We start from the raw sequence: 9,501 nt of genomic DNA on the forward strand, positions 1-9,501 counted from the left end.
GCTCACGGCGTCCCCTGGCCCGCCGCTCAAGGCGGTCCCGTGATCCTGATCCGTGGCGCAGGGTGGCCCTCCCGCCACCGCCGGCCACCAGGGGACACGCACGGCCACGGACGGCCACCGCGCGCCACCGACGGCGGCCGCGCAGCGGACATCACAGGCTCCCGCGCCCGGTCGCCCTGGTCAGGGGCGCGGGCCACCTGGCAGGATCGCTGGCATGGTCCCCTCGCTCACCCGCGCCGTCCGCCGCCGCGCCCTCGCGCTCGCGGGCGCGCTGCTCGCGGTGGGCGGGGTGCTGCTGTGGTGGCTGGCGCCCTTCGGGACCTCGACGCCCAGCGGCTCGATCACCTTCAGCACCGGCGTCCGCTCCGGGGTCTACCAGCACTACGGCGAGCTGCTCAAGCAGGCCATGGCCGAGGACCTCCCCGACGTCACGGTCACCCTCAAGGACAGCGAGGGCTCCCAGCAGAACCTGGCGCGGGTCGCCTCCGGCGAGGCCGACTTCACCGTCGCGACCGCCGACGCCGTGGCGCAGTACATCCGCGACCGCCGGCCCGGCTTCGAGCGGCTCCGCGGCTGCGCGCGGCTCTACGACGACTACGTCCAGCTGGTCGTCCGGAAGGGCTCCGTGGTCCAGACCGTCTCCGACCTGCGCGGGCTGCGGGTCGGCGTCGGCCAGGACGGCTCGGGCGTGCGGCTGATAGCGGACCGGGTCCTCGCGGCGGCCGGGCTCACCCCGTCCCGGGACGTGACCGCGGTGCCGGTCGGCATCGACGCGATGCCGGAGATGCTGGAGAAGGGCGAACTGGACGCCTTCTTCTGGTCCGGCGGGCTGCCGACCGCGGCGGTGCAGAAGCTGTCGGAGCGGTCCCCGGTCCGGCTGATCCCGATGGACGCCCCGCTGGTGGACGCGCTGCGGGACGTGGGCGAGTCCACCCGGCTGTACCGCTCCGCGACGATCCCTGCCGACGCGTACGCGGCCGCGCAGGACGGGCAGCGGGTGCCGACGCTGGCGGTGGCGAACCTGATGGTGACGACGGTCGAGGCCGACCCGGATCTGGTGGAGGGGTTCACCCGCTCGGTGATCGACAGCCGGGACAGCATCGGCAGCCAGGTGCACCCGGCGCAGCTGGTGGACCTGCGGACGGCCGTCTACACCGAGCCGCTCACCCTCCACGACGGCGCCCGCCGCTACTACCGCTCCGTCAAGCCCTGAGCCCTACGCCGGCACCCGACCCGGCCGGGCGCACGGGCTCCGCCGTCACGTGTCGGTGGGCGCGTACCGCGGCACCGTGACCGTCACCCGCAGCCCGTGCGGCTCGTTCGGGGCGAAGGCGATCCCGCCGCCGGTGGCGGTGAGCAGGACGCGGGCGATGGAGAGGCCGAGACCCGAGCCCTTGACGTTCTGGTGGCGGCCGGAGCGCCAGAAGCGGTCCCCGACCCTGCCGAGCTCGTCCTCGGTGAGTCCGGGGCCGAGGTCGGCGACGACGACCTCGACGCTGTCGCGCCCCGGGAGGACCCGTACGGTGACCTCCTCGCCCGCCGGCGTGAACTTGAGCGCGTTGTCGACGACCGCGTCCAGCGCGCTGGACAGGGCGACCGGGTCGGCCCAGCCGGTGGCCGCCCCGCACTCCCCCACCAGGCGGACGCCCTTCTCGTCGGCGACCGGCCGCCAGGAGGCGATCCGCTCGGCGGTGAGGGCGCCGACGTCGGTGAGCCGGAGGTCGGCGGCGGCGTGCTCGGCGAGGGCCAGGTCGAGCAGGTCGTCGAGGACCTGCGCGAGCCGCTTGCCCTCGGTGCGCACGGAGGCGATCTCCTCGTTCCCCTCGGGGAGTTCGAGGGCGAGCAGCTCGATGCGGAGCAGCAGGGCGGCGAGCGGGTTGCGGAGCTGGTGGGAGGCGTCGGCGACGAACGCCCGCTGCTGTTCGAGGGATTCCTCGACGTGGTCGGCCATCTCGTTGAAGGAGCGGGCCAGGCGGCGCAGTTCGGGCGGCCCGCCGGCCTCGGCGACCCGGGAGTTCATCCGGCCGGTGGCGATGTCGTGGGTGACGCCGTCGAGCACCCGTACCGGACGCAGCACCCAGCCGGTGAGGCGGACGGCGGCGCCGACGGCGAGCAGCATCGCGGCGGCCTCGCCGGCGAAGATCACCAGCCAGCCGCGCAGGATGCGGGCGCGGAGCTCGCCGGTGGGCGAGTCGGTGACGACGACGGCGATGACGTCCCCGTCGCGGACGACCGGGGAGGCGATGGTGAGGCGGGCGTGCGGCTGCCAGGGCCAGACCTGCGGCGGGTCGTGGCTGCGGCGGCCGAGCAGGGCCTCGTTGAAGGCGCGGCGGCCGTCGCCCTCGTACGGGACGACCCAGCCCTCGGGGGCGGCGGCCATGGCGCGGTTGTCGCGGTAGAAGATGCCGGCCCGGATGCCGTACACGTCGTGGTAGCTGGCGAGCTCGCCGTTGAGGGTGGTGCGGCGCTCGTCCCTGACGGTGGCGGGGTCGTCGACGAACTGGGCGAGGGCGGCGAAGCGGGCGGCGTCGTCGAGCCGGTCGACGACGACCCGCTGCTGCTGGGCGGCGGCGAGGCTGGCGGCGAGCGGGAAGCCGAGGGCGAGGAGGACCCCGGCCATCAGCACGATGAGCAGGGGGAGGAGTCGGGTGCGCACGGGCGGGGCGGCCGGGGGTTACGCGGCCGGGGCGACCAGGCGGTAGCCGACGCCCCGCACGGTCTCGATCAGGGCGGGCATGCGCAGCTTGGAGCGGAGCGAGGCGACGTGCACCTCCAGGGTGCGGCCGGTCCCCTCCCAACTGGTCTGCCAGACCTCGGAGATGATCTGTTCGCGGCGGAAGACGACACCGGGCCGCTGGGCGAGCAGGGCGAGCAGGTCGAATTCCTTGCGGGTGAGGGCGACGGGCTCGCCGTCGACGCTGACGCGCCGGGTGGGCAGCTCGACGGCGACGGCGCCGAGGTGCAGCACGGCGGCCTCGCCGGCGGAGCCCGTACCGCCGGCGCTGTCGTCGGGGGCGCCGGGTCCGGTGGTGCGCCGGGAGACGGCGTGGATGCGGGCGAGCAGTTCCCCGGTGTCGTAGGGCTTGACGACGTAGTCGTCGGCGCCGAGATTGAGGCCGTGGATCCGGGAGCGCACGTCGGCACGGGCGGTGACCATGATCACCGGGGTGGCGGTGAGCTTCCGGATGCGGGCGCAGACCTGGTAGCCGTCCTGGTCGGGGAGGCCGAGGTCGAGCAGGACCACTCCGTACGAGGGCCGCTCGCCCTGTGCGGTGGGGAGGACGGCCTGGAGGGCCTCCTCGCCGTTGCGGGCGTGGGTGACGGCGAAGCCGTGCTTGGCGAGGATCGCGGAGAGGGCCGCGGCGACGTGGTCGTCGTCCTCGACGAGCAGCAGTCGCATGGTCATCTCCTCTCGTTCGCCGGGGTGGCGGGATCATTCGCCGGGGTGCCCCGGGATCGGGGCATGAACGCCCATGAACGCCGATCACCGACGTCACAGTCAAGTGTCCCCCGGCGGACCGTCGGCTTCCGTTATTCACCCGGTACGGCCCCGCAGGTCACCTTCACCCACGGTGTCCGCCTGTGGCCTTATCGTTATCCTCAATTTCCGCTCAGATGTGATGACGGTCATCCGAACGTGTCTCTAGTGTCCTCCCAACCGAGGAGGACGGAGCAAGAGGCCGATGAGCGGAGTGGCAGTGTCCAAGGACCACGAGGACTCCCCCCGGGCCCAGGAGGATCTGGTCGTCCTGTCCGGAGTGAACAAGCACTTCGGCGCGCTGCACGTGCTGCAGGACATCGACCTCACGATCGGCCGCGGTGAAGTCGTCGTCGTCATCGGACCGTCGGGTTCCGGCAAGTCGACGCTGTGCCGCACGATCAACCGCCTGGAGACGATCGACGCCGGGACGATCACCATCGACGGCAAGCCGCTGCCCGCGGAGGGCAGGGAGCTGGCCCGGCTGCGGTCGGACGTCGGCATGGTCTTCCAGTCCTTCAATCTCTTCGCGCACAAGACCGTGCTCGAGAACGTGATGCTGGGCCAGATCAAGGTCCGCCGCACGGAGAAGAAGGCGGCGGAGACCAAGGCCCGAGCCCTGCTGGAGCGGGTGGGCGTGGCCGCGCAGGCCGAGAAGTACCCGGCGCAGCTCTCCGGTGGGCAGCAGCAGCGCGTGGCGATCGCCCGCGCGCTCGCCATGGACCCGAAGGTGATGCTCTTCGACGAGCCGACCTCGGCCCTGGACCCCGAGATGATCAACGAGGTCCTGGAGGTCATGCAGCAGCTGGCCCGGGAGGGCATGACGATGGTGGTCGTGACGCACGAGATGGGCTTCGCCCGCTCCGCGGCCGACCGGGTCGTCTTCATGGCCGACGGCAGGATCGTCGAACAGGCCACCCCCGAGGAGTTCTTCAGCAACCCGCGCAGCGACCGGGCGAAGGACTTCCTCTCCAAAATCCTGCACCACTGAGCGAGTCGACGACCTAGTCTTCGCAACTCACGCCTATCCAAGGGATCTTCACCATGAAGCTTCGCAACGCCTCCGCGGCCGCCGCGGCCGCCGTCGTCCTCGCCCTGACCGCCACCGCCTGCGGCACCGGCTCGGACTCCGGCAGCAACGGCGACAAGATCACCATCGGCATCAAGTTCGACCAGCCGGGTCTCGGCCTGAAGACCCCGGACGGCTCGTACGCCGGCTTCGACGTCGACGTCGCCAAGTACGTCGCCAAGGAGCTCGGCTTCGCCGAGGACAAGATCAACTGGAAGCAGGCCCCGTCGGCCGAGCGCGAGAACCTCATCAAGAACGGCGACGTGAAGTTCGTCGTCGCGAGCTACTCGATCAACGAGAAGCGCCTGAAGGAGGTCGACTTCGCCGGCCCGTACTTCCTGACCCACCAGGACCTGCTGGTCCGCGCCGACGACACCTCGATCACCAAGGTCGAGGACCTCAACACCAAGAAGCTCTGCTCGGTGACCGGCTCGACCTCCGCGCAGAACGTCAAGGAGAAGCTGGCCCCGAAGGCCGACCTCCAGCAGCTCGGCGGCTACTCCGAGTGCCTGACCGGCCTGGAGAACAAGGCCGTCGACGCCCTCACCACGGACGCCTCCATCCTCGCGGGCTACGCCTCGCAGAAGGAGCACCAGGGCAAGTTCAAGCTCGTGGGCCTCTCCATGAGCGACGAGAACTACGGCATCGGCCTCAAGAAGGGCGACTCCGAGCTCAAGGGCAAGATCAACAAGGCCCTGGAGAAGATGGTGTCCGACGGCACCTGGGACAAGCTCGTGAAGCAGCACTTCGGCCCGTCGGGCTACAAGAACGAGCCGGCCCCGAAGATCGCGGGCTGACCGAGCGAGCGTCGCCGTGACGGCCGCCCCACCGGGGCGCGGCCGTCACGGCGCCACCGGCCGCTGCCGACGCACCGGCCGTCCCACCGACCGACCACCAGGGGAGAGCGCGGGGCATCGTGTTCGACTTTCTTGATTCCGGGCAGTACGACCTGCTCGGCGCCTTCTGGGTGACGGCGCAGCTCGCCCTCTACTCGGCGATCGGCTCGCTGATCTGGGGCACCGCCCTGGTCGCCATGCGGGTCAGCCCGGTGCCGCTGATGCGCGGCTTCGGCACGGCGTACGTCAACCTCGTCCGCAACACTCCGCTGACCGTGGTCATCGTGGCCTGTTCCTTCGGCCTCAACCAGACCCTCCAGATCACGCTCGGCGGCGAGAACTTCGAGGAGATCGGCTTCCGGCTCGCGATCCTCGGTCTCACCGCCTACACCGGCACCTTCGTCTGCGAGGCGCTGCGCTCCGGCATCAACACGGTGCCGGCGGGCCAGGCGGAGGCCGCCCGCGCGCTGGGCATGAGCTTCACCCAGGTCCTGACCCTGGTGATCCTCCCGCAGGCGTTCCGCGCGGCGATCACCCCGCTCGCCAACGTGCTCATCGCCCTCACCAAGAACACCACGGTGGCGGCGGCGATCAGCGCCGCCGAGGCCGCGTTCCTGATGAAGGAGATGATCGAGAACGAGGCCGACGCCCTCTTCGCGGTCTTCGGGATCTTCGCCTTCGGCTTCATCCTCCTCACCCTCCCCACCGGCCTGGTCCTCGGCTGGGCGGCCAAGCGACTGGCGGTGAAGCGATGAACTCCGTCCTCTACGACGTCCCCGGCCCCAAGGCCAAGCGGCGCAACGTCGTCTACACGGTGGCCTTCCTCGCCGTCCTCGGTCTGGTGGCCTACTGGGTGCTCTCCGCGCTGGCCGACAAGAACCAGCTGGCGGCCGAGAAGTGGAGCCCGTTCGTCACCGACTCCCAGGTGTGGACGACGTATCTGATCCCCGGCCTGATCGAGACCCTGAAGGCCGCCGCGCTCTCGATCCTGATCGCCCTGCCGCTCGGCGCGGCCCTGGGCATCGGCCGGCTCTCCGACCACCGCTGGGTGCGGGTCCCGGTCGGCGCGGTCGTGGAGTTCTTCCGGGCCATCCCGGTGCTGCTGCTGATGATGTTCTCCAGCGCCGTGTACGCCGCCTACACGCCCGTCAGCTCCGACTTCCGGCCGCTGTACGCGGTCGTCACGGGCCTGGTGCTCTACAACGCCTCCGTCATCGCCGAGGTCGTCCGCGCCGGCGTCCTCTCGCTCCCCCGGGGCCAGGGCGACGCGGCCGTCGCGCTCGGCATGCGCAAGGGCCAGACCATGCTGTACGTGCTGCTGCCCCAGGCCGTGACGGTCATGCTCCCCGCCCTGGTGAGCCAGCTCGTCGTCATCGTGAAGGACACCGCGCTCGGCGGCGCGCTGCTCGGCTTCGGCGAACTCCTCAGCCAGAACCGGCAGATCACCGCCAACTACGGCGCCAACACGATCGCCGCCTTCACCGTCATCGCCCTGATCTACATCGCGCTCAACGCCCTCCTCACCTACCTCGCCGCCCGGCTGGAGAAGCGGCTGCGCCAGGGCCGCAAGGCGGCCGCGGTGAAGGACACGGCCCCGATCGTGAACGTCGAGATGGGCGGGGCGAGCACCGGCGGCCTCTGACCGGCCGCCCCGACGGCCGCCCCTCACGACCACCACCCCGACCGGCCCGGTTTCCCCCAAGTTCCGCGCCCGTCCACTTCCGGCCCCGTCGCCCTCCCCCGGACCGCCTGCCTCCGGGGCAAGCGGCGGGGCCGGAGGTCCTGGTGGGGCGGAAAGCGATGCGCGAGCCGCCCGCCGCGCCCGGAAACCGGCCCGGCCGGACCTCAGCCGCACCACGCCCACCGCGTCACTTGACGCAAAACACCCTGACTGGGTTGCATACGGTCTGTGATCAAGCACCGGGCTCGTGCCACACTCTGCTGTGCTGCCCCCATGACTTTCCGGCCTTTTGGAGCCGCGCCGTGGACCCGGTGATCATCGTGGGCGCGGGGCCGGTCGGCCTCGCGCTCTCCCTCGCGCTCGCCGCGCAGGGCGTGCCCTGCGTCGTCCTCGACGAGACCTCCGGCACGGAGGAGCCGCGCCCGGCGCGGACCGTCGTGCTGCGCGCCGACATGGCCGCCCTGGTCGAACGCCTGGGCTGCGCCACCGTCCGTGACGAGGGGCTGCGCTGGGTCGGCTGGCGGGGGATGCAGCGCCGCCGGCAGCCCCGCCAGATCGCCTTCGACCTGGGGCTCGGCGGCACCGAGGAGTGGTCCGAGGACCCGGACTCCCCCGCCGCGCCGGCCGCCCCCCTGCACATCACCCAGCACGCGCTCGCCCGCGGCCTGCGCGACGCCATCGCCCGCGAACCGCTCGTGCGGCTCGTCACCGACGCCCGCCTGGACTCCATCGAGCAGGACCGCTCCGGAGTCGTCGCCCACACCCGCGGCCCGGAGGGCACCTGGTGGCGCGGCAGCCACCTCGTCGGCTGCGACGGCGCCCGCTCGACCGTCCGCAAGCTGCTCGACGTCCGCTTCCCCGGCCGCACCGCGGTCGAACGCCACGCGGTCGCCGCCCTGCGCACCGAACTCCCCTGGCCCGGCGAGTCCGTGCTGCACCGTCAGCCCCCGTGGCGCGGGGTCGGCGAGGAGATCAGCGCCCGCCCGCTGCCGGACGGGGTCTGGCGGATCGACTGGCTGCTGCCGCCGCGCGGCGAACTCGTCACCCCGGACGCCCTGGTGGCCCGGATCCGCGAGACCCTGGCCGGCTGGTGCGACGGCACCACGCCCCCGTACGAACTGCTCGACACCGGCGTCCACACCCTGCACCACCGGCTCGCCCGCCGCTGGCGCGTCGACCGGGTGCTGCTCGCCGGGGACGCGGCCCACCTGCTGGGCGCGATCGGCACCCAGGGCCTCGACGAGGGCCTCCGGGACGTCGACAACCTCGCCTGGAAGCTCGCCCTCACCTGGCACCGCGCGGCCCCGGACGCCCTGCTCGACAGCTACCAGAGCGAGCGCCGGACCGCGGTCGCCGCCCGTCTCCGCACCGCCGACCAGGCCCTTCCGGCGCTGCGCGGCGGCGGCGGGCTGCGCGCCTATCTGCCGGGCGTGCTGCGCGGCCACGACGCCCTGCTGACCGACGGGCACCTGGGCCGGGGCCCGCTGGGCGCCTCCCCGGCCTACCCGCACTCGCCGCTCGCCGCGCCGTTCAGCGAGGGGATGATCCCGGTGGGCACCCCGCTCGGCGCCCCCGTCGAGGACGTCCGGGTGACGGCCCCCGACGACACGACGGTGCGGCTCCGGGACCGCCTCGGGCAGTCCCGGCTCCTGGTCCTGCTGGTCGCCCCCGGCTCCGGGGTGTGGGAGCGCCGGCACTGGCGGACCGCCGGTCTGATGCCCCGTCTGGAGGAGGCCGCCGAGGCCCTGCCGATGACGGCGGAGGTCCTGGTGACCGACGCCTACCCGGGCGCCCCCGCGCACGCCGTCCTGCTGATCCGCCCCGACGGACACCTGGTCGCCGCCTTCGCCGGCGTGCGCCCGGAGGAACTGCGCGCGGCGGCGGAGGCCGCCCGCGGCAACGCCCCGGACGACACCGCCCCGGACACCCCCGTCAAGGCCCTCCCGGCCGGATCGTCCGAGGGCGAGCGGTCCCCGAAGGCGAAGGCCCTCCCGGCCGCGTCGGCGGACGACGAGCGGCCCCCCGCCGCCGTCTCCGCCGAGGTCCCGGCACCGGCCGAGGCGTCCCTGGGACACGACCGGACCGCGGACGTCCATTGATTCGCGCGGGCTCGCGTGGTGTACTCCGGAGCGTGACCGACACCGATGTACGCCTGTGGCGGAGGGTCCATATGGACCTGATCCGCTACGCGGGCTGCGTGTGTCGCCCGTCCCTCTGAACTCGCTTCCCCTTCCCCCGCGCGCCCCGCCCGGCCGGCCCCTGCCTGCCGTGGCCCCCGTGGCTCCGGCCGGCCTTCCGCCGGCCGTCCCTCGCGGCGCGCACCCCGGCGATTCCAGGACGGTCACCCGTGCCCGCGTCTTCTGTCACCCCCTCCCCTGCCACCACCCCTTCCCCTGTCGTCCCCCCTTCCCCCGCCCTCGCCCCTCCGGTCGCCGCC

Annotated in this window: 9 protein-coding genes; 7 read left to right on the forward strand and 2 right to left on the reverse strand. The window is 72.8% G+C overall.

Translation table 11 applies throughout. The features are described from left to right. Positions 1–214 precede the first annotated feature (214 nt). Positions 215–1,213 carry a TAXI family TRAP transporter solute-binding subunit gene (locus tag IF73_RS0132665; RefSeq protein WP_031014150.1) on the forward strand — a complete coding sequence of 333 codons (999 nt, stop codon included), beginning with the start codon at positions 215–217 and terminating at the stop codon, positions 1,211–1,213. Between the two features lie 45 nt (positions 1,214–1,258). Here IF73_RS0132665 and IF73_RS0132670 read toward each other — a convergent pair whose 3' ends face one another. Then, positions 1,259–2,656 (reverse strand): sensor histidine kinase, encoded by a 1,398-nt coding sequence (locus tag IF73_RS0132670; protein ID WP_031014151.1) that lies wholly within the window; start codon positions 2,654–2,656, stop codon positions 1,259–1,261. Between the two features lie 18 nt (positions 2,657–2,674). Continuing rightward, positions 2,675–3,400 carry a response regulator transcription factor gene (locus IF73_RS0132675; RefSeq protein ID WP_031014152.1) on the reverse strand — a complete coding sequence of 242 codons (726 nt, stop codon included), beginning with the start codon at positions 3,398–3,400 and terminating at the stop codon, positions 2,675–2,677. A gap of 283 nt (positions 3,401–3,683) precedes the next feature. Here IF73_RS0132675 and IF73_RS0132680 point away from each other — a divergent pair, with 283 nt between their 5' ends. From IF73_RS0132680 to IF73_RS42910, 6 genes are all read left to right on the forward strand, one after another. Next, a complete protein-coding gene (locus IF73_RS0132680) occupies positions 3,684–4,469 on the forward strand; it encodes an amino acid ABC transporter ATP-binding protein (RefSeq protein WP_031014153.1) in 786 nt (261 codons plus the stop codon). 53 nt (positions 4,470–4,522) lie between these two features. Then, positions 4,523–5,344 carry a glutamate ABC transporter substrate-binding protein gene (locus tag IF73_RS0132685; RefSeq protein ID WP_031014154.1) on the forward strand — a complete coding sequence of 274 codons (822 nt, stop codon included), beginning with the start codon at positions 4,523–4,525 and terminating at the stop codon, positions 5,342–5,344. 119 nt (positions 5,345–5,463) lie between these two features. Further along, complete coding sequence (locus IF73_RS0132690; protein ID WP_031014156.1) at positions 5,464–6,138, forward strand: amino acid ABC transporter permease; 675 nt, start codon at positions 5,464–5,466, stop codon at positions 6,136–6,138. Further along, complete coding sequence (locus tag IF73_RS0132695) at positions 6,135–7,025, forward strand: amino acid ABC transporter permease (protein WP_037881233.1); 891 nt, start codon at positions 6,135–6,137, stop codon at positions 7,023–7,025. Before IF73_RS0132690 ends, IF73_RS0132695 begins: the two co-directional genes overlap by 4 nt. 341 nt (positions 7,026–7,366) lie before the next feature. Then, on the forward strand, positions 7,367–9,163 hold the full coding sequence (locus IF73_RS0132700; RefSeq protein ID WP_031014158.1) for an FAD-dependent monooxygenase: 1,797 nt from the start codon (positions 7,367–7,369) through the stop codon (positions 9,161–9,163). A 32-nt stretch (positions 9,164–9,195) separates the two neighbouring features. Beyond that, positions 9,196–9,282 carry a putative leader peptide gene (locus IF73_RS42910; protein ID WP_369293336.1) on the forward strand — a complete coding sequence of 29 codons (87 nt, stop codon included), beginning with the start codon at positions 9,196–9,198 and terminating at the stop codon, positions 9,280–9,282. Positions 9,283–9,501 lie beyond the last annotated feature (219 nt).

The organism is Streptomyces sp. NRRL F-5727 (assembly GCF_000719555.1).
GTDB lineage: Bacteria > Actinomycetota > Actinomycetes > Streptomycetales > Streptomycetaceae > Streptomyces.

Excerpts from the sequence above, each read along its gene's own strand:
- IF73_RS0132665 (WP_031014150.1), top strand. The coding sequence starts at position 215 with ATGGTCCCCTCGCTCACCCGCGCCGTCCGCCGCCGCGCCCTCGCGCTC.
- IF73_RS0132675 (WP_031014152.1), bottom strand. The coding sequence starts at position 3,400 with ATGCGACTGCTGCTCGTCGAGGACGACGACCACGTCGCCGCGGCCCTC.
- IF73_RS0132680 (WP_031014153.1), top strand. The coding sequence starts at position 3,684 with ATGAGCGGAGTGGCAGTGTCCAAGGACCACGAGGACTCCCCCCGGGCC.
- IF73_RS0132685 (WP_031014154.1), top strand. The coding sequence starts at position 4,523 with ATGAAGCTTCGCAACGCCTCCGCGGCCGCCGCGGCCGCCGTCGTCCTC.
- IF73_RS0132695 (WP_037881233.1), top strand. The coding sequence starts at position 6,135 with ATGAACTCCGTCCTCTACGACGTCCCCGGCCCCAAGGCCAAGCGGCGC.